The following is a 19,016-nucleotide window of genomic DNA, read 5'->3' as shown; positions in this document are numbered from 1 at the left end:
GTCCCAAGGAATAAGTAACATGATGTCTTCAACTTTTAGAACAACAGGCCTGGCTGTTGGGGTCCTGGCGCTTAGCGCAGGGGCGGCCTTTGGTCAGGACGCGGCGGCTCCCGAAGCTGCTGAGGCGGTAGAATATGCTCTTGCCTCTGATACAGCCTATATCTTCAACACTCTGCTGTTTTTGATCGGTGGTTTCCTGGTGATGTTTATGGCCGCCGGTTTTGCCATGCTGGAAGCTGGCATGGTGCGCAGCAAAAACGTCTCCATGCAGTGCCTCAAAAATATCTCACTTTATTCAATTGCCGGCCTGATGTTCTGGATCGTCGGTTACAATTTGATGTATTCTGGAGTTGATGGTGGATATTTCGGAACACCTTCGCCAAAAATGATCGAGCCGGTTGGCGGCAGCGATCTGGGTGCGGGTTATTCGGGAGCCTCTGACTGGTTCTTCCAGATGGTGTTCTGTGCAGCAACCGCTTCCATCGTGTCCGGTACACTGGCTGAGCGCATCAAACTGTGGCCTTTCCTTATTTTCACGGCAATCCTGACCGGTATTCTGTATCCGATCACGGGTTCCTGGGAATGGGGCGCTGGTTGGCTCGACGGCATGGGTTTCTCCGACTTTGCCGGTTCCACACTGGTTCACTCTGTTGGCGGTTGGGCTGCTTTGTCCGGTGCGATCCTGTTGGGTGCACGTATTGGCAAATACGGTCCAAATGGCCAGGTCCATCCTATGCCCGGTTCCTCCATTCCGCTGGCAACACTTGGTACCTTCATTCTGTGGCTCGGCTGGTTCGGCTTTAACGGTGCCTCTCAGCTGGCGATGGGCACAATTAGTGATGTGACAGATATTTCCCGCATCTTCGTCAACACCAATCTTGCCGCCTGTGGCGGTGTTGTGACTGCGGTTATCCTGACACAGATTATCTACAAGAAGGTCGATGTGACCATGGCACTTAACGGTGCACTGGCTGGTCTGGTATCGATTACTGCTGAGCCACTTGCGCCTGGCATCTTCACGTCAATCATCATCGGTTCTGTTGGTGGTGCGATTGTTGTGTTTGCAGTGCCAATGCTTGACAAAATGAAAATCGATGATGTTGTCGGCGCGATCCCTGTCCACCTTCTGGCAGGTATCTGGGGTACGATGATTGTACCGCTCAGCAACAGCGATGCCACTTATAGTGTCCAGTTTATTGGTGTTGCCGCCATCGGTGTCTTCACCTTCGTAGCGTCAGGCATTGTCTGGGCTATCCTGAAAGCCACAATCGGTCTGCGTCCTTCCGAAGAAGAAGAAACCATGGGTATGGACAAGGCAGAAGTTGGTGTCGAAGCCTATCCTGAATTTGGTCAGGGCAGCCAACGCCTCTGATCTTTCTGACTTCAATTGTCCGGCGAGCCTGGCTTGCCGGACAATTTCAAAACTGCGCTGCTTTCTCCTTCCTTTGGCAGAGCATGAAACCCGAATTGGTCCCCAATCCGGGTTTTTCTTTTGGTTAAAGAGCGCTTAACCAAAAGCCCCTACTATTCAGGCTAGTTCTGCGTATTTTGGGTATTATTTCATGCGTTCGGCCCAGTCCGATAAGTCTATAAGTGATGGTGAAGTTGATGGTGCGGTGTCTCTGGTGTTGCCAGGGTCGCCGTTTCAGCGACTAACTGCGCTTTTGAGCGGGCATGAGCCTGGACAGTCCAGAATCGATCTGGGTGTTGGTGAGCCCAAACACGCTATTCCAGATTTTGTTGCGCCGGTTGTTGCAGAAAATGTGAATGATTTTGGCCGCTATCCCGCAATCAAGGGAACACCTGACTTTCGCAAGGCTGTGCGCCAATGGCTGGATAACAGATACGGGCTGGACGGTTTTATCGATGAGGACGCGATCCTGCCGCTGAACGGATCGCGGGAAGGTCTGTTTTACGCGCTCTTCGAGGCCAAACGCCGCAAGTCTGTGGCTGCACCTGTGGTATTCTCGCCAAATCCGTTTTACCAGACCTATGCAGCTGCGGCGCAGGCAGCGGGATGCCGCTTTCTCAGCCCGCCAGAATCAGCGTCAGACAGTCTGGACGGACTACCGGACTTTTCTGCCCTGTCGTCCGCTGTTCTGAAAGAGACAATTGCAGTGTACATCGCTTCGCCGGCCAATCCGCAAGGCAATTGTGCGCCGTTGAGCTACTGGCAGGATTTGATCGCTCTGGCCCGGCAGCATGATTTCATGATTCTCGCTGACGAATGCTACTCGGAAATCTATCGTGACGTGGCGCCCCAGGGTATTCTGGAAGCGGCCAAGCTGACAGGTTCGGCCAGTCATATTATCAGCTTCAATTCCCTGTCAAAACGCTCCAGTTTGCCGGGGCTCCGTGTGGGCTTTATGGCGGGCGATGCGCAGTTCGTGAGCGATGTCGCGAAGTTTCGCAACATGGCTGCACCACAAGTACCAATGCCGCTTCAGGCTGTTGCGGTGCGGGCCTTTGGAGATGAAGCCCATGTAGCCGAAAACCGGCGGCTCTATAATGAAAAATTTGAACTCGCCAAGGCCATTCTATCCGATGCGCTGCCGCTGGACATTCCCGATGGCGGGTTTTTCCTTTGGGCAGATTGCAGCCCCTATATGTGCGGTGAAGACATGGCGCTGCACCTTTGGAAAAGCGCAGGTTTGCGGGTTGTACCAGGCGCGTATCTGACCGCAGACGAGCCTGACAGCGCGCGCACCGGGGACGATCTGCATCCGACTAACCGGCCCATCAATCGATCCGATGGACGGATTCGCGTGGCGCTGGTTCACGATCTGGCAACGACGGAAATTGCCATGATCCGGTTCAGGCAGTGTCTTGACCAATTGCCGAAGAAAAATACTTCAAAATCACAATATCGATCCAAGCAGACAGGTAAGTCTCATGCGTAATGCTGCTTCATTTCAAGCCCACACAGCCGGCCCACTGAATTATGTGGATTATGATGCCGATCAACAGATTGCAGACCAGTTGGCCTATGCCAATCAGGCACCGGCAATGTCCCAGCGACGCGGCTTTCGCTATTGGCTTGGGCGTAATTTGTCGGCAGCCACCGGGCTGATTCTGATTGCCGGAGCGGCGGCTGCCGCGGCGGCTCTTGCGACATGGTCGGTTCAGGATCCCAGCCTCAATTTTGCCGCCTCTGGGCCGGTTCAAAACGCGTTGGGTGCGGCAGGTGCCATTGCCTCTGATCTGTTCATGCAGTTCTTTGGCCTTGGCTCCATTCTTCTTGTGCTGATACTGGCGATCTGGGGCTGGCGCCTGATGTTTGGCCAAAGTCTTTATCGTTTCAAGCGCCGTCTTTGCTACACGGTTTTGGCAATGGTATTTGCCGCCGGCACCATGTCCGCGCTTCCGGTGACGTCCAACTGGCCGTTGCCGATGGGGCTTGGCGGTGTGGTCGGGGACGTCATGATCTGGCTTCCCGTTGCCGCCTTTGGAGATTTGTTCAAAGGTGTGATTGGGTATTTGACGGCCCTGATCCTGGGTGTGGCCAGTCTGGCCTGCTTTATTCTGACCGCCTGGAGCCGTTCTGCTGCTGGGTCTGTCTCGCCGCAGGCTGAGCCGGATTTGCCACCGCATATGGATTCGCCACTCGATGAATTTGACGAACCGGCTTCTCGCGGTTTTGGGGTTGGATCTGCGGTGGCCTATGGTTTTGGCGCGCTGACCCATATGGCGCTGAGCACGAAAGCACTGGGCGCGCGGTCGTTGAGAAAGATCGTATCAGCCCGTTCAAAATCAGCTGACAATAACAATTCGCGTGTGCGCGTGGCGCATCGCAATGAGCCAGTCATGTCCACGGCTCACCAAACGGCTCCACAGGAAACCGCTCAGTATCATGAAGACCAGATGCAGGAAGCCTGGGACCAGGACGCAGACTTGCCGGACGGTGAGTGGGCAGATGGTGAGTGGGCGGCTTATGAAGACCAGCAGGCCGAACTTGATCAATATGATCAGCAGGACGGAGCCCGGGCCAACGAAGCGCCTTATCAAGAGCCAGAGGTCAGGATCAACCCGTTGGCCACCCAGGTGCGCCCTGTGCCAATGCAGCGCACAGCTGCGGAACCAACCCCGGCGCAACGCGCTCCTGCACAGCGAGAACCAGTACAGCGGGCACAGGCTGCGCCTCAAAACCGCGTCACCGCGCCCAAGCTCAAGCCCAAACCCGGCCGCCGCGCCAGCCGTGAAGCGCAACCGGATTTGCTGGGTAATGCTGACTATGAATTGCCATCTTTGCATCTTCTGTCCGAGCCAGTGCAAACAAGTGCCGCTGCCAATTTGAACACAGATGCGCTGGAGCAAAATGCAAGGCTGCTGGAAGGTGTTCTGGAAGATTTTGGCGTGCGCGGAGAAATCATCAATGTTCGCCCGGGACCCGTTGTCACGCTCTATGAGTTAGAGCCAGCACCAGGCATCAAATCCTCCCGCGTTATCGGGCTGGCGGATGATATTGCCCGCTCCATGAGCGCTATTGCTGCCCGTGTGGCTGTAATCCCCGGCCGCAATGCCATTGGTATCGAGTTGCCAAATTCAAAGCGTGAAACCGTGTATTTACGCGAATTGCTGGATTCCACCGATTTTGAGAAAACCAAGGCGAAGCTTGCCTTGTGCCTTGGCAAAACCATTGGCGGTGAAGCCGTTATTGCCGATCTGGCAAAGATGCCGCATGTGCTGGTGGCCGGTACAACAGGGTCTGGTAAATCTGTTGCGATCAACACCATGATCCTGTCGATCCTGTACCGGATGCAGCCTGAAGAATGTCGTTTGATTATGATCGATCCGAAAATGCTGGAATTGTCGGTTTATGACGGCATTCCGCATTTGCTGACGCCTGTTGTGACTGATCCGAAAAAGGCAGTTGTGGCGCTGAAATGGACCGTGCGGGAAATGGAAGACCGCTACAAGAAAATGTCCAAGCTTGGCGTGCGAAATATTGATGGCTTCAACAGCCGTGTGAAACAGGCCTCCAAAAAACGCGAAGTGATTACCCGTACCGTCCAGACGGGTTTTGACCATGAGACGGGTGAAGCGATTTACGAGCAGGAAGAGCTGAAACTGGAGCCAATGCCATATATCGTTGTGATCATCGACGAAATGGCAGATCTGATGATGGTCGCCGGCAAGGAAATTGAAGGCACCGTCCAGCGGCTTGCGCAGATGGCGCGTGCGGCCGGTATTCATGTGGTTATGGCGACACAGCGACCGTCCGTTGATGTGATTACAGGAACGATCAAGGCCAATTTCCCGACCCGGATTTCGTTCCAGGTGACGTCCAAGATCGACAGCCGAACCATTCTTGGAGAGCAGGGTGCTGAACAGCTTCTGGGTATGGGTGACATGTTGTTCATGGCCGGTGGCGGGCGTATTCAACGTGTCCACGGTCCATTCGTTGGTGACAATGAAGTTGAAGAGGTGGTCGCACATCTGCAAAGCCAGGGCGTGCCGGAGTATCTGGAAGCCATTACCAATGAAGATGAAGTTGAAACCTCTGCGGTTCTGGAGGCCATGACTGGTGGCAGCGGCGACGGCGGTGAAGGTGATCTTTATGATCAGGCGGTTGCCATCGTGCTGCGGGACAAGAAGGCCTCAACCAGCTATGTGCAAAGACGGCTCTCCATCGGATATAACCGGGCTGCGTCCATTATTGAAAAAATGGAAGAAGAAGGCGTGATCAGTGGGCCCAATCATGCGGGAAAACGTGATATTCTGGTTGGCAATGCTGAAGAGACCATGTGAGTCGGATTGGACCCATTTTGTGGCAGCCGTGATTTTGCCACAGTAGCTTCCTAGCTGACTCATAAGAGCGAAATACATTGTCGATTGGAAAGTGACATGACTCAAAGATCATCGCAGGCCGCAAGGGTCAAAGCTGTGACATCAAATGTGCGACCGGCTTTTGGCCTGTTCTCCCTGTGGTTTGTGCTCATGCTGGCACTCGCTACGATGATCCAGCCGGCGCGGGCGCAGACAAATGGCCAAGTGGTGCAGGACATTGCTGCAAGTCTGAACGGCATGCGGACCATGGGTGGCGATTTTGTACAGTTTGGTCCCAACGGTGAAAAGGCAGAGGGCGTGTTTGCGCTGGATCGGCCTGGAAAGATTCACTTCCGTTACGATTCTCCATCCAAGATTCAAATCATGTCGGATGGCAAATCGGTGGTGATTCATGATCGCGCCCTGCAAACCTGGGATTTGTGGCCTCTGTCAAAAACGCCTTTGCGGTTTCTGCTGTCCGACAAGGTGGATTTCCTCAACGATTCCAAAGTCAATGATATCAAGGTTGAAGCTGATATTGTGACCGTCACAATGGTCGAGGAAAGCATGTTCGGCAAAGGCCGGGTTACATTGCTGTTTGACCGTGCCAGCAAGGAATTGCGACAATGGACCGTGACCGATGCCCAAGGGTTGGATACGACGGTCACCGTCTATAATCTGAAGGGCGGCATGGACTGGAACAAAGAACTGTTCAAGATTCCCTATGGTCGAATCGCGATTTCCGAGCGGCAGTAGGGTTTCTGACGCGTTGCTATGGATCCTCGGAACAAGTCCGAGGATGACGATGGTGGAAATGTTTTTCGACCCAAAACCAGTGGTCGTTCCCGGATTTGTTCCGTGAATTCTGCCTTAACCACCTGAAATGTTCCTCACTCGCCCGCAATCATGCGGGGATGCGCTTTGGTGTAAACCGCCAGCAAATGCCGCGTATCCACCTGTGTATAGATTTGCGTCGTCGACAGGCTGGCATGGCCCAAAAGTTCCTGAATGGTGCGCAGATCGCCGCCGCCTGCCAGCAAATGGGTCGCGAAGGCATGGCGCAGGGCATGAGGTGTGGCGCTGGAGGGCAGACCAAGCCGCATGCGTAAATCCTCTACAGCTTTTTGGACAATGCGCGGGTTCAGTCGCTTGCCACGCACACCGAAAAACAGGGGTGCTTCGGGATTGTCAGCATGGGCAATGATGAAGGGGCAGAGCGAGCCGTAAAGGCTGACCGCTTCGATGACGGCTGGCAGAACGGGTACAAGACGTTCCTTGCCGCCTTTGCCAGTGACTTTCATCAGCCCGGTTTTGAGGGCATCCACATCTTTCAACGACAGGCCCAAAGCTTCAGAGATACGTAATCCACAGCCATAGAGCAGGCTGAGAACGGCGGCATCACGGGCACCGACCCACGCCTCGGACTCTGCGTTTGGCTCCAGCGCTTCGTCCAGCATTGCGCTGGCTTCTGAAGCGCCTACCGGACGGGGCAGGCTTTTTGGCTGTTTGGGGGTCGTCAGCGCATTTGCAGCGGTTACATCGACAATCTGCTGTTTGCGCAAAAAAGCAAAAAATGAGCGGATGCCAGCAAGGCTGCGGGCCAAAGAGCGTGCGCCACTGCCGCTGCCGCGCCGAGCCGCCAGAAAGCTGCGCAAATCGGTAATTCTCAAATCCCCCAAATGCCGCACGTCGGCTGCTTCCCCCAGATGCTGCGACAGGAAAGTCAGAAACTGACGGGAATCGCGCTCATAGGCCTCAATTGTCTTTGGGGTGAGGCGCTTGCCGTTTTCAAGATGACTGAGCCAGGCCCGCCTGTGCTCAAGCAGCTTTGGATTGGCAAATGTGAGGGCCTGGGACATGCTGGCTCCGGTGTTTTGATTGCTACCATATTAACCGGTTCCGCTTGCCCAATTGTTAAGGGCGCGCATTATGGTTTTGCTGTGTCGAGAAGCTGCTTCAGCAGCTTCAAATCGCCAATTTCATTGGCAAGCAATAGCACAAGACGCGCGTTAAGCGCCTGGCTGTCCGCAAAGGTTAATCCCTCATGGGCCTCCATCAAGGCCGCATAGAAATCATCACTGTTTGGGCTGAGGTTATCCGGAGTACCAGTCATGATTGTCGGTCCAATATGGTTTTCACAGTGCGTAGCAAGCTGGCTTCAAGATCGGCCTGTGTGGCAAATCGTGCCAGCACATGCTGATCCGGGCGCAGCAATATGGCTGACTGGCCAAACCGGTTCTGATAGTGCGGGTTTGCCTTGCCGATGTTGATCACGGCTATGTCTGGCATATCTGGACAGGTCCACCCATATGGCAGCAGGAGCTTGAAGGCGTTCATTTCTGTTCGAGCGACTTCTGTGAGCAACCAGTTTGGTTGGCTGCGCTCACCAAGCGGTGCGTCCGGGCAGGCCTGGCCGATCAGAGCGTCATTTGCACTGCTCTGGAGGTTGAGGCCATTCAAGGAACAAGGTGTCGACAGGCGTCCTGAATTGACCAGCTTGCGGGCAAAGGGTTCTGTTTCGGCCAGATCCAATACGGCATCACGGAAAATATGCTCCATATCCGTTTTGGGTGTCATGAAATTGGTCGCGCGGGCTGAATTTCGGATGTTTTCATCAGAGCCGAAAGTGCGCTCTTCATTGTAGCTTTCCAGCAAATCCTCACTGGCGCGTTGCTGCAGTATTGCGGCCAGTTTCCAGCCCAGATTATCCACATCCTGAATGCCGCCATTGCCGCCTCTGGCCCCGAAGGGCGAGACGATGTGCGCGCTGTCGCCGACAAAGATCACACGGCCATGAAGGAAGCGCTCCAGACGTGCGCAGGTAAAGGTATAGACGGACACCCAGTCCAGCTCGAAGGGCAGATCGCCAACCATTTGACGAATGCGCGGTATCACACGATTTGGTTGTTTTTCCGCTTCAGGATCTGCATCAAAACCTAGCTGCAAATCAATCCGGTAAATATCGTCCGGTTGTTTGTGCAGCAGTGCTGACTGGCCCTGATGAAAGGGCGGTTTGAACCAGAACCAGCGTTCTGCCGGGCCGTCGCCAAACGGGCTTTGCGGCATGTGCACATCGGCAATCAGAAAGCGTTCTTCAAAGGTTTCGCCGGTAAAGCGCAGCCCCATGCGTTTGCGGGTGGGTGAGCGCGCGCCATCGCAAGCCAGATAATAATCAGCTTCCGCCTCATAGGTGCCATCGGGTGTGCTGATCTGCAGGGCAACATGGTCGCCCTTGTCTGCATGGCTCACCACATCATTTTGCCAACGCAGATCAATCAGGTCCGGGAAATCTGCAATCCGGTCGATCAGATAGTCCTCGACGTAATATTGCTGGAGGTTGATGAAGGCCGGCATTTTGTGACCCTCTTCGGGCAGCAGATCAAAATTATAGACTTCCTTTTCGCCATGAAACAGGCGGCCGATTTTCCAGGTGATGCCTTTTGCCAGCATGCGGTCGCCAACGCCCAGCCGGTCGAAAATTTCCAAGGTGCGTTTGGCCCAGCAAATGGCACGCGACCCGACCGATACACTGTCACCCTGCGCAAAGATGACGCTTGGAATGCCGCGTAGGGCCAGGTCAATGGCCATGGCAAGGCCAATGGGCCCCGCACCGACGATGGCGACCTTGTGGCGCTGTTCGGCCTCTGTCAGGGCTTTGGGTGGCACATAGGGCTGTGTCTTGTAGCTGTAGGCCATTATCCCTGAAGGCTTTCCCACATCTCCCGGTCTCTGTCCGCTGTCCAGATGCGTGGTGTGTCGATGTCGCGTGCTTCATCATAGGCGCGGGCAACATTGAACGGCAGGCAATGTTCATAGATTGCATAGTCGCCGAATTTGCTGTCGCAGGCGGCACGGCAAGCCTCGAACGCTTCTTTCAGGGAGCCGCCAGCCAGGGCAATGCGTGCAACACTGCGATAGGTCGAGGTGACAAAATCTGCGGTGGAATCCAGCGCAGCATTGACCATTTTTGTGCCAACCAGCGCATCGCCACGGCCCGGCGCAATGGCGTCCAGATCCCAGTTGCGGATTTTCTGCAATGTGCCCGGCCAGTCATGGAAATGGCCATCGCCGCAATAGCAGGCGGAGTGATACTCCACGATGTCACCGGTGAACATGACATTTTGATCAGGGACATAGGCCACAATATCGCCTGCCGTATGGGCGCGGCCCATAAACATGAGATCAACACGGCGCTTGCCCAGATAGACCGTCATGCGGTCATTGAATGTGAGCGTTGGCCATGTGAGGCCGGGAATGCTTTCATGGCCCTGAAACAGGCGCGGAAAGCGGGCAAATTCTGAATCCCAGTCTTCCTGACCGCGCTCCACCACCATCGACCGGGCCTTTTCCGACATGATGATGTCTGTTGCATTGTAGCCTGACGCGCCCAACACGCGCACGGCATGATAGTGGGTCAGGACCACATGGCTGATGGGCTTATCAGTGACCGTGCGAATTTTCTCGATGACTTGTGCCGCCATGCGCGGTGTGGCCTGTGCGTCGACAATCATGACACTGTCATCGCCGATGATGACGCCGGTATTCGGGTCGCCTTCTGCGGTGAACGCCCACAGACCCTCACCGATTTCGGAAAAGGAGATTTTCTTGTCTGCCATATCTCCGGCAGATGCGAATGCCTTGGCCATTATGCTTTCTCCACGCTTTGTTCAATGGCACCAAAAATGGAGTGGCCATTCTTGTCTTTCATTTCGATGCGCACACTGTCGCCGAACTGCATGAATGGCGTGGCCGGTGCGCCGTCTTCGATGGTTTCAATCATGCGGATTTCGGCAATGCAGGAATAGCCGACGCCGCCTTCAGCAACCGGTTTGCCGGGCCCGTCATTCAGCTTGTTGGAGACCGTGCCTGAACCGATGATGGTGCCAGCGCCCAAGGGCCGTGTTTTGGCAGCATGGGCAATGAGTTGGCCAAAATCGAAGGTCATGTCGATGCCGGCATTGGCGCGGCCAAAAGCCTCGCCATTCAAATCCACATCCAGAGGCAGATGAAGCTTGCTGCCATCCCAGGCATCTCCCAATTCTTCGGGTGTGACAGCAACTGGAGAGAAAGCGCTGGAGGGTTTGGAGTGGAAGAAGCCAAAGCCCTTGCCCAACTCGTCGGGAATCAGGGCCCGCAGGGACACATCATTGACCAGCATGATAAGGCGGATGGCTGCGCTGGCTGTGGCGATGTCGCAGCCCATGGGAACATCATCAACAATAACGGCAAGCTCACCTTCCATATCGATGCCGTAAGCCTCATCGGCCAGCTTGATAGGGTCGCGGGGTGCGATGAAGGAATCCGAGCCGCCCTGATACATCAACGGGTCTTCCCAGAACGAGGGAGGCATGTTTGCACCGCGCGCTTTGCGCACCAGTTCCACATGGTTCACATAGGCCGAACCGTCCGCCCATTGATAGGCGCGGGGGAGGGGTGAGAGCGCATCATGCTCACGAAAGCGCTGTGTGGGTTGGGCACCGGTTTCAACGCCATCGGCAACGCGTTGCAGGCGCGGCGCCAGCACGGGCCAATTGTCCAGTGCCTCCTGAAGTGTTTCGGCTATGTGACTGACCTCCGAACATTTGGTCAGGTCTTTCGAGACCACCACCAATTGCCCGTCTCGCGTGTCATTTCTGAGTGAGGCAAGTTTCATTCGCCATTTTTCCTTCTTGATTATCTTGCAGGGTCTGCAAGGAATTCTTGGGGTGATGTTCGGGGACTTTTGTGCATTTGTCGACGCCTTCTCTCAAAAACACGAATTTGGCTGTGGGTCCCGTGATTATCGGTGGGCTTCTTGTTACCCTGGCCATGGCTTTGCTGCTGTTGTGGATGGGCCGTGACTGGATTTGTTTTTGCGGCACTGTAAAACTTTGGCAGCATGAGGTTTTCAGCTATGAGAATTCTCAGCATGTGGCCGATTTCTATACGTTTTCCCACATATTGCACGGCATTCTGGCCTATGCGCTGCTGGCTCGTTTCTGGCCTGATATGGTATTGGAAACGCGGTTTGCCATTGGTACGCTGACGGCGGTGGGATGGGAGATTATCGAGAACACGAATTTTGTCATTGAGCGGTTTCGCATTGTCACCGTGTCGCAGCATTATCTGGGCGACAGTATCATCAATTCCGTGTTTGACCTGTTCGCCATGATGGCTGGCTTTGTGCTGGCGCGCTATCTGCCGATCTATGCGACACTTGTGCTTGCATTGGCGCTGGAAGGCAGCATGATGCTGTTGATCCGCGATGGTCTTGGTCTCAGCACCTTGATGCTGATCTGGCCGATGGATGCGGTGCGCGCGTGGCAGTGGGGGCAATAGAGCCAGATGGGTTTCAGTTGGATGCGGTCTAAACACGTTCTGATTGGCTTGGGGCTGATTGTCGGTACCGCCATCATATTGCTGTTGATGGGGCGCGAGCCGATCTGCAGTTGCGGCACCATCAAATTGTGGCACGGGGATGCGCTTAGTTCGGAAAGTTCCCAGCACATCAGTGACTGGTACACGCCGTCCCACATGATCCACGGCATGATTTTCTATTTCGTGCTGTGGCTGGTCTGGCGCAAGGGGTCTGTTGGCAACAAGGCGCTGATTGCGATTGCGCTGGAGGCTGCCTGGGAGATTGCCGAGAATACGAATTACGTCATTCAACGCTATCGCGAAGTGACCATTTCGCTGGATTATTTTGGCGATTCCGTGCTGAATTCCGTCTCCGATATTTTTGCCATGTTGCTGGGGTTCTACCTGGCGCGGCGGTTGCCGGTTGCCGCCACGGTGATCTTGGTGCTGGTGTTTGAAGCGGTGACCATGTGGATCATCCGCGACGGATTGGCTTTGAATGTGCTGATGCTGCTGTGGCCGGTTGAAGCGGTAAAAACCTGGCAAATGGGCGGCTGATCGCTGCGCGCCTGCAACGCATGTCACCACAACACACGGGACCACTCAGCACCCCTCTTTGGTGCCGTTGAAATGTTTTTTCAGGCCCGCCCAGCAATCAATGTAATCCTTTTGCAGTGTTGGCATCTGCATGGCCAGATCGGTGACCTGCTGCGGGAAGCGGGTTTCGAACATGAAGGCCATGGTGTTATCCAGCCTGACCGGCTTTAGGTCCACATTGGAAGCCTTTTCAAAGGCATCCAGATCCGGTCCGTGAGGCAGCATCAGATTGTGCAGGCTGAAGCCACCGGGCACAAAGCCCTCTTCCTTGGCATCATACTGGCCGCAGATAAGGCCCATGAATTCGCTCATGATGTTGCGATGATACCAGGGCGGACGGAAGGAATGTTCGGCCACCAGCCAGCGCGGCGGGAAAATCACGAAATCGATATTGGCAGTACCTTCTTCGCCTGAGGGTGCTGTGAGGACGGTAAAGATGGATGGGTCCGGATGATCGAACAGGATGGCCCCAACCGGTGAGAAGGTGGCCAGATCGTATTTGTAAGGCGTGTAATTGCCGTGCCAGGCCACCACATCCAGTGGCGAATGGTCGATCTCGGTCTGATAGAAATAGCCGCACCATTTAACGTGGACGCGGCAGGGGGTCTCCTTGTCTTCATAGGCAGCGACAGGGGTTTTGAAATCACGCGGATTGGCGAGACAGTTTGCGCCAATGGGGCCGCGATCCGGCAGGGTGAATTTGGCACCGTAATTCTCGCAGACATAGCCGCGGCAACTCTTTGTCAGCGGTTCCACCTTGAAGAACATGCCACGCGGCAACAGGGCTATTTCGCCGGAGGCCACATCCATGATGCCCATTTCGGTGAAAATGCGCAAAGCACCCATTTCCGGCACAATCAGCAATTCCCCATCGGCGTTGAAGAAATAATCATCCACCATGGGCGCATTGCATACAAAGATGTGAGACGCCATACCGGACTGGCCCTGCGCATCGCCTGCCGTTGTAACGGTTTGCAGGCCATCCAGAAAATTGACGGGCTTGTTCGGCATTGGCACCGGATCCCAGCGATATTGGCCAAGGGGTGGTGCTTTATCGAGATGAATGGGCGCGGTTTTCCAGCTCGGGCGCTCAACCGCGACAAAGTCCCTGGTGTGGCGCACGCTGGGGCGGATGCGATAGAGCCATGAGCGCTCATTGGTGCCGCGTGGTGCGGTGAAGGGTGAGCCGGATAATTGCTCGGCATAGAGGCCATAAGCGCATGTCTGGGGGCTGTTCTGGCCCTGAGGCAAGGCACCGGGCAGGCTTTCGGTTTCAAAATCATTGCCAAAGCCCGGCATATAGCCGACGGCGTTTGATGCGGCGGCAGGTTTATCCGCGGTCTGGTCCGACATTTTCCATCCCCTTTTGGGTGGCGCGCCATGGCGCGCACGCAATTGATTTTATTAGTTTCATTTGTAACAATTGAAAATGTAACTATCAACCGGCGCGCGGGGGAGAACCGGTCATGGTAAAACAGGATATGCGAAAACAGGAATCTGCACCTGAAATTGAGGCGGTTCTGAAGCTGGAAGAATTTTTGCCCTATCGTCTGGCGCGGGCGGCGGAAATCATGAGCCGTGAATTTGCTGATATTTACAAGAAACACACCGGCATGACGCGGCCGGAATGGCGGGCTTTCGCGACGATTGGCCAATTTGGCACAGTAACGGCCACCTTTATCGGGCAGCATTCCTCCATGCATAAAACCAAGGTCAGCCGTGCGGTTGCCTCTCTGGAGCAGCGCGGATGGCTGGTTCGTACCAGCGATGGGTCTGACCGGCGCATTGAGCATCTGGCCCTGACGAAAAAGGGCTGGCGCGTTTACGCAGCGCTGATTGAGGAAGCCAGGAAATTCGAGGCGGATTTACTGCAGGCCCTGGGGAATGGACCATCAAATGCGCTGATGTCAGGTTTAGATCATCTGGAGCAGCGGTAATTTTGGTGATCTGTGGACCCTCGGAACAAGTCCGAGGGTGACGATAGGAGTGTGTTGGCTGGACGGATTTCACCGCATCATCTCACGCTCACATCTCCTACCACCAACCGCCGTCATACTCGGACTTGCTCCGAGTATCCACAGAGCGAAGCGCACAGAGGGGCGTTGAGTCCGAATTCTAGTATTTCAGCTTTTGCTGGGCACGTTTCAGCTGGCCGATGGTTTCCTGCAGCCGTCCGCGCAGGCTTTGTTCCAGCCGTACAGCGATATCGGGATATTCATTGATAAAGCGGCCAAACAGGGAGCGGCGGATTTTGATGACTTCGCTGGCCTGGGTGGCAATGGCTGTTGCCGGGCGCAATGTTTCGCTGATCAAAGCCAGCTCATTGACCACGGATCCCTGACCAAGGCGGCCCACAGAAACCGACCGTCCGTCACTGCGCTGCAAAAGCTGAATTTCGCCTTCGGTGACAACAAAGCCGGAGCCGGCGACATCGCCTTCCTGAAACAGGATTTCCTTGGGGGCCAGTTTTACGGATTCCGCGCTGAAGGCAAGCAGACGCAACTGCTCGCTGTTCAGCTCTGAAAACATCATTACCTGACGCAGTGCCTCAATGTCGCGCTCGATTGTCACAACATGTCTTTCCCAATGTATACACTAATGCATATTGCCTAATGCGTGTTGCCTGCGAACCCACCAGCCTTATGGCACCAGCTTATAGCCACCGTCCTGAGTGACAAGGATTTCCGCATTTGACGGGTCATCCTCGATCTTCTGGCGGAGGCGATAAATATGGGTCTCCAGCGTATGGGTCGTTACTCCAGCATTATAGCCCCAGACCTCGTGAAGCAAGACATCGCGTGTGACAACCTTGTCACCGGCCCGATGCAGAAACTTCAAAATCGCCGTTTCCTTTTCCGTCAGGCGCACTTTTTCACCGCCTTCGGTGGTCAGCAGCTTTGCGCTTGGGCGGAAATTATAAGGGCCGATGGAGAATGTGGCGTCTTCGCTGTGCTCATGCTGGCGCAACTGGGCGCGAATGCGTGCCAGCAGAACGGCAAACCGCAAAGGTTTTGTGACATAATCATTAGCACCCGCTTCCAGACCCAGCACCGTGTCGGCGTCAGTGTCATGACCGGTCAGCATGATGATGGGGGCCCGAAAGCCGTTTTTGCGCAGCAGTTTAACCGCCTCGCGGCCATCCATATCGGGAAGGCCCACATCCATCACCATCAGATCGACCCGGCCATCGCGTGCCGCGGCCATGCCGGTGGCAGCTGTGTCGGCATCGGCAATCTCAAACTCTTCATAAAGCGCAAGCTGCTCTACAAGGGCTTCGCGCAGATCTGTGTCATCATCGACGATCAGAATTTTACGTTCATTCATCAGGGGCCTCATCACCGAAAATGGCAGGGAAACTAGCCGGGCGTTGTTGGAAATTAAACGTCCGATTGAGTTAAAAGCTTAACAGTCTTAGAACATTGTTTGAAATATGGCGCAAGCAAGCGTGCCCTGTGGATGCGGTGACATTTTGTCAAATCGTTGTGAGGGGTGCGTGAAGGGGTGGAAAGGGTTTTCTATGTCGGTTTCCGATCCTGATCCTGTGAAGCAGCATGATTTTCAGGTGCGGTGCATGCACCGGGCTGCCACAACAGGACAATTGCAGTTTGGCGGGCGCAGTTTTGGCTGCGCGCTGGGACGCAGTGGCATCACCTCCCAAAAGCGCGAAGGCGATGGCGCCAGCCCTGCCGGGGCCTACACGCTGCTATGCGGGTTTTACCGGGCGGACCGGCTGGCCAAGCCCATCACCCAGTTGCCGATGCGGCCGATGCTGGAGCTGGATGGCTGGTGCGACGACCCGCGTGATGCGCGCTACAACCAGCTTATAACGCTGCCCTTTGCGGGCAGTCATGAGAGGCTGTGGCGGGATGATCAAGTATATGATGTGGTTGTAGTGCTGGACCAGAATATCCATCCGCGCAGGCCGGGCGGGGGCAGTGCCATTTTCTTCCACATTGCCGCGACGGGCTTCACCCCGACAGAAGGCTGCATTGCGGTTTCACACGCCACCATGCGCCACGCCCTTGAGTTTGCGCGGCGTGGTTCAAAAATGCGCATTGGTTAGGGCGTTGCCTGGATTCTCGGAACAAGTCCGAGAACGACGGTGGCGGGTGGCATGAGGTGATCGCTCAAATTAATAGCGTGAGCGGTGATGTGAGATTACCGCAGCAGTTTCGTGCCGGTGTTGCGACACCCTCCCAACGTCACCCTCGGACTTGTTCCGAGGGTCCACTGGCGGAGCGGCCAAACCTGCGCGATGATTTCAAATCTGCGAATTGGTTAGTGCGTTGCCTGGATTCTCGGAATAAATCCGAGAATGACGGGAGCGGGTGGCATGAGGTGTTGGCGTGCAATCAGTCTGGCCGACACATCCCCATCGTCGCCCTCGGACTTGTTCCGAGGGTCCATTTGCGGTGCGGCCAAACCTACGCGATGATTTCAAAAATGCGGATTGGTTGATGTGTTGCCTGGATTCTCGGAATAAATCCGAGAATGACGGGAGCGGGTGGTATGTGGTGTTGGCGTGCAATCAGTCTGGCCGACACATCCCCATCGTCACCCTCGGACTTGTTCCGAGGGTCCACTGGCGGAGCGGCCAAACCTGCGCGATGATTTCAAATCTGCGAATTGGTTAGTGCGTTGCCTGGATTCTCGGAACAAGTCCGAGAATGACGGGTGCGGGTGGCATGAGGTGATCGCTCAAGTTGATGGTTTTAGCGGTGGCATGAGCTGATCGCAGCAGATTCAGTTTCGTGCCGGTGTTGCAACACCCTCCCATCGTCACCCTCGGACTTGTTCCGAGGGTCCATTTGCGGTGCGGCCAAACCTGCGCAATGACTTCAAAAAGGACCTAGGGCCGCTCAATGATGTTTTTGCGGATGGCTTCGCGCATGGTTTCATTGCCGGCAATAATGCCGCCGGTTTCGATCATGCGGTCACCGCCTGATATATCGCTCAAAAATCCGCCCGCTTCGCGGATCAACACGATGCCTGCGGCCATATCCCATGGTTTGAGATTATGTTCCCAATACCCGTCCAGTCGCCCTGCTGCCACATAGGCCAGGCTCACGGCTGCGGAGCCGAGGCCACGCACGGCGGCGGCATTGGCACAGGCGATCTTCGCCTCTTCCAGATAGCGCCCCAGGGTTTTGCTGCCAATATGAGGAATGGCGGTACACAGCGCGGCATCGGCCAATTTGCGACGGGCGGCGACGCGCATGCGCCGGTCATTCATGAAAGCGCCACTGCCTTTTTCGGCGGTAAACAATTCTTCGGTAATCGGGTTATAAATCACACCGGCCACCATCTGACCCTGCCGCTCCAGGCCAATGGAAACGGCAAAGATGGGCAGTGAATGGAGGAAATTGGTGGTGCCGTCCAGCGGATCGACAATCCAGCGATGCAGTGGATCGCTGCCTTTGATCTCGCCGCCTTCTTCCAGAAGAAAGCCCCAATCGGGACGGGATTTCTGCAGGGATTCAACAATGATCTCTTCAGCCTTTGTGTCGGCTGCGGAGACAAAATCCCCCGGTCCCTTGACGGAAACCTGAAGCTGTTCCACCTCGCCAAAATCGCGGGTGAGGCTGCGGCCTGCCTTGGTGGCGGCCTGAACCATGACGTTTAGAAGTGCACTACGTGCCATGCCTGAAAACCCTACTCGCCGCGTCGCAGATAAATCAGCTCATTGGTATCCACCACAATGCGCTCACCGACGGTGATGAAAGGCGGCACCATAACGCGTGCACCATTATCCATAATCGCTGGTTTGTAGGAGGATGAGATGGTCTGACCCTTGAGCGCGGGCTCGGTTTCGGACACTTCCAGCGTCACCTGATCGGGCAATGCCACACCAATGGGGCGCTCTTCATACATTTCCACGGTCACCTGCATGCCGTCCTGCAGGAACACGGCGCGGTCGCCGACAAATTCGGCCTGCAATTCCAACTGCTCGTAAGTTGTTGTGTCCATGAACACCAGCATATCGCCTTCCGCATAGAGGAACTGAAAGTCCTTCTGCTCCAGGCGTATCCGCTCCACCGTTGCTGCCGAGCGGAACCGCTCATTCAGCTTACGGCCATCCAGCAGGTTTTTCAGTTCCACCTGCGCAAACGCGCCGCCCTTGCCGGGTTTGACATGCTGAACCTTGACCGCAGCCCAGATCGTATTCTGATGCTCGATCACATTGCCGGGGCGAATTTCATTACCGTTGATTTTCATGGTTTTTGTCTTTTGTGGCGTTTTCAAATGATTGAGGGCGTCTGCACCACATTTGGTGGGTTTTTGCAAGGGGTGGGGGTGTTTGGTGGGGAGGCCGTAAT

At 55.2% G+C, this 19,016-nt stretch carries 18 protein-coding genes; 8 read left to right on the top strand and 10 right to left on the bottom strand.

Annotated features, from left to right (window positions below):
• Positions 1-22: 22 nt before the first annotated feature.
• The 4 genes from RAL91_RS00420 to RAL91_RS00405 all read left to right on the top strand — a co-directional run bounded on the left by RAL91_RS00420 (position 23) and on the right by RAL91_RS00405 (position 6,522).
• Positions 23-1,372: an ammonium transporter gene (locus tag RAL91_RS00420; RefSeq protein ID WP_371932567.1), complete on the top strand. Its 1,350-nt coding sequence runs from the start codon at positions 23-25 to the stop codon at positions 1,370-1,372.
• Between the two features lie 190 nt (positions 1,373-1,562).
• Positions 1,563-2,900, top strand: coding sequence for an aminotransferase class I/II-fold pyridoxal phosphate-dependent enzyme (locus RAL91_RS00415; RefSeq protein ID WP_306259005.1), 1,338 nt, complete (start codon positions 1,563-1,565; stop codon positions 2,898-2,900).
• A complete protein-coding gene (locus RAL91_RS00410; protein WP_306259004.1) occupies positions 2,893-5,748 on the top strand; it encodes a DNA translocase FtsK in 2,856 nt (951 codons plus the stop codon). The genes RAL91_RS00415 and RAL91_RS00410 overlap by 8 nt, the downstream gene beginning before the upstream one ends.
• Before the next feature lie 96 nt (positions 5,749-5,844).
• Positions 5,845-6,522, top strand: a complete 678-nt coding sequence (locus RAL91_RS00405) for an outer membrane lipoprotein carrier protein LolA (protein ID WP_306259003.1) — start codon at positions 5,845-5,847, stop codon at positions 6,520-6,522.
• A 134-nt stretch (positions 6,523-6,656) separates the two neighbouring features.
• Here RAL91_RS00405 and RAL91_RS00400 read toward each other — a convergent pair whose 3' ends face one another.
• From RAL91_RS00400 to RAL91_RS00380, 5 genes are all read right to left on the bottom strand, one after another.
• The gene (locus RAL91_RS00400) at positions 6,657-7,625 is read right to left on the bottom strand and encodes a tyrosine recombinase XerC (protein WP_306259002.1); all 969 of its coding nucleotides are present in this window, start codon (positions 7,623-7,625) and stop codon (positions 6,657-6,659) included.
• Between the two features lie 68 nt (positions 7,626-7,693).
• Positions 7,694-7,879, bottom strand: a complete 186-nt coding sequence (locus tag RAL91_RS00395; RefSeq protein ID WP_306259001.1) for a DUF2783 domain-containing protein — start codon at positions 7,877-7,879, stop codon at positions 7,694-7,696.
• Entirely contained in the window at positions 7,876-9,483 is a 1,608-nt protein-coding gene (locus RAL91_RS00390; protein ID WP_306259000.1) for an FAD-dependent oxidoreductase, read from the bottom strand. The genes RAL91_RS00395 and RAL91_RS00390 overlap by 4 nt, the downstream gene beginning before the upstream one ends.
• Positions 9,462-10,412: an MBL fold metallo-hydrolase gene (locus RAL91_RS00385; RefSeq protein ID WP_306258999.1), complete on the bottom strand. Its 951-nt coding sequence runs from the start codon at positions 10,410-10,412 to the stop codon at positions 9,462-9,464. The genes RAL91_RS00390 and RAL91_RS00385 overlap by 22 nt, the downstream gene beginning before the upstream one ends.
• A complete protein-coding gene (locus RAL91_RS00380; RefSeq protein WP_306258998.1) occupies positions 10,412-11,419 on the bottom strand; it encodes a fumarylacetoacetate hydrolase family protein in 1,008 nt (335 codons plus the stop codon). Before RAL91_RS00380 ends, RAL91_RS00385 begins: the two co-directional genes overlap by 1 nt.
• A 77-nt stretch (positions 11,420-11,496) precedes the next feature.
• Here RAL91_RS00380 and RAL91_RS00375 point away from each other — a divergent pair, with 77 nt between their 5' ends.
• Positions 11,497-12,084 carry a DUF2585 family protein gene (locus RAL91_RS00375; protein ID WP_306258997.1) on the top strand — a complete coding sequence of 196 codons (588 nt, stop codon included), beginning with the start codon at positions 11,497-11,499 and terminating at the stop codon, positions 12,082-12,084.
• A gap of 21 nt (positions 12,085-12,105) precedes the next feature.
• Entirely contained in the window at positions 12,106-12,660 is a 555-nt protein-coding gene (locus RAL91_RS00370) for a DUF2585 family protein (RefSeq protein WP_306258996.1), read from the top strand.
• Between the two features lie 45 nt (positions 12,661-12,705).
• Here RAL91_RS00370 and hmgA read toward each other — a convergent pair whose 3' ends face one another.
• Entirely contained in the window at positions 12,706-14,052 is a 1,347-nt protein-coding gene (hmgA, locus tag RAL91_RS00365; RefSeq protein ID WP_306258995.1) for a homogentisate 1,2-dioxygenase, read from the bottom strand.
• Between the two features lie 113 nt (positions 14,053-14,165).
• Here hmgA and RAL91_RS00360 point away from each other — a divergent pair, with 113 nt between their 5' ends.
• Entirely contained in the window at positions 14,166-14,636 is a 471-nt protein-coding gene (locus RAL91_RS00360; protein WP_306258994.1) for a MarR family winged helix-turn-helix transcriptional regulator, read from the top strand.
• 178 nt (positions 14,637-14,814) lie between these two features.
• On the opposite strand, the gene RAL91_RS00355 is transcribed toward RAL91_RS00360, so the two are convergent.
• Positions 14,815-15,270, bottom strand: a complete 456-nt coding sequence (locus RAL91_RS00355) for a cyclic nucleotide-binding domain-containing protein (protein WP_306258993.1) — start codon at positions 15,268-15,270, stop codon at positions 14,815-14,817.
• A gap of 69 nt (positions 15,271-15,339) precedes the next feature.
• Entirely contained in the window at positions 15,340-16,023 is a 684-nt protein-coding gene (locus RAL91_RS00350) for a response regulator transcription factor (protein ID WP_306258992.1), read from the bottom strand.
• Positions 16,024-16,216: 193 nt separating this feature from the next.
• Between RAL91_RS00350 and RAL91_RS00345 the strand changes: the two genes are divergently transcribed.
• A complete protein-coding gene (locus RAL91_RS00345; protein WP_306258991.1) occupies positions 16,217-16,762 on the top strand; it encodes a L,D-transpeptidase in 546 nt (181 codons plus the stop codon).
• A 786-nt stretch (positions 16,763-17,548) separates the two neighbouring features.
• On the opposite strand, the gene RAL91_RS00340 is transcribed toward RAL91_RS00345, so the two are convergent.
• Both RAL91_RS00340 and efp read right to left on the bottom strand, forming a co-directional pair.
• On the bottom strand, positions 17,549-18,340 hold the full coding sequence (locus tag RAL91_RS00340) for an inositol monophosphatase family protein (protein ID WP_306258990.1): 792 nt from the start codon (positions 18,338-18,340) through the stop codon (positions 17,549-17,551).
• Positions 18,341-18,351: 11 nt separating this feature from the next.
• Entirely contained in the window at positions 18,352-18,915 is a 564-nt protein-coding gene (gene efp, locus RAL91_RS00335; RefSeq protein ID WP_306258989.1) for an elongation factor P, read from the bottom strand.
• Between the last annotated feature and the right edge of the window lie 101 nt (positions 18,916-19,016).

It is taken from the genome of Pararhizobium sp. IMCC21322, assembly GCF_030758295.1.
Lineage (GTDB): Bacteria > Pseudomonadota > Alphaproteobacteria > Rhizobiales.
Note: the sequence above shows the minus strand (reverse complement) of the source record. Positions and strands in the feature narration are given on the sequence as shown.

Coding starts and splice junctions, on each gene's coding strand:
- RAL91_RS00350 (WP_306258992.1), bottom strand. CDS start 16,023: ATGAATGAACGTAAAATTCTGATCGTCGATGATGACACAGATCTGCGC.
- RAL91_RS00405 (WP_306259003.1), top strand. CDS start 5,845: ATGACTCAAAGATCATCGCAGGCCGCAAGGGTCAAAGCTGTGACATCA.
- RAL91_RS00410 (WP_306259004.1), top strand. CDS start 2,893: ATGCGTAATGCTGCTTCATTTCAAGCCCACACAGCCGGCCCACTGAAT.
- efp (WP_306258989.1), bottom strand. CDS start 18,915: ATGAAAATCAACGGTAATGAAATTCGCCCCGGCAATGTGATCGAGCAT.
- RAL91_RS00395 (WP_306259001.1), bottom strand. CDS start 7,879: ATGACTGGTACTCCGGATAACCTCAGCCCAAACAGTGATGATTTCTAT.
- RAL91_RS00345 (WP_306258991.1), top strand. CDS start 16,217: ATGTCGGTTTCCGATCCTGATCCTGTGAAGCAGCATGATTTTCAGGTG.
- hmgA (WP_306258995.1), bottom strand. CDS start 14,052: ATGTCGGACCAGACCGCGGATAAACCTGCCGCCGCATCAAACGCCGTC.
- RAL91_RS00360 (WP_306258994.1), top strand. CDS start 14,166: ATGGTAAAACAGGATATGCGAAAACAGGAATCTGCACCTGAAATTGAG.
- RAL91_RS00385 (WP_306258999.1), bottom strand. CDS start 10,412: ATGGCCAAGGCATTCGCATCTGCCGGAGATATGGCAGACAAGAAAATC.
- RAL91_RS00380 (WP_306258998.1), bottom strand. CDS start 11,419: ATGAAACTTGCCTCACTCAGAAATGACACGCGAGACGGGCAATTGGTG.
- RAL91_RS00340 (WP_306258990.1), bottom strand. CDS start 18,340: ATGGCACGTAGTGCACTTCTAAACGTCATGGTTCAGGCCGCCACCAAG.
- RAL91_RS00420 (WP_371932567.1), top strand. CDS start 23: ATGTCTTCAACTTTTAGAACAACAGGCCTGGCTGTTGGGGTCCTGGCG.
- RAL91_RS00415 (WP_306259005.1), top strand. CDS start 1,563: ATGCGTTCGGCCCAGTCCGATAAGTCTATAAGTGATGGTGAAGTTGAT.
- RAL91_RS00370 (WP_306258996.1), top strand. CDS start 12,106: ATGCGGTCTAAACACGTTCTGATTGGCTTGGGGCTGATTGTCGGTACC.
- RAL91_RS00400 (WP_306259002.1), bottom strand. CDS start 7,625: ATGTCCCAGGCCCTCACATTTGCCAATCCAAAGCTGCTTGAGCACAGG.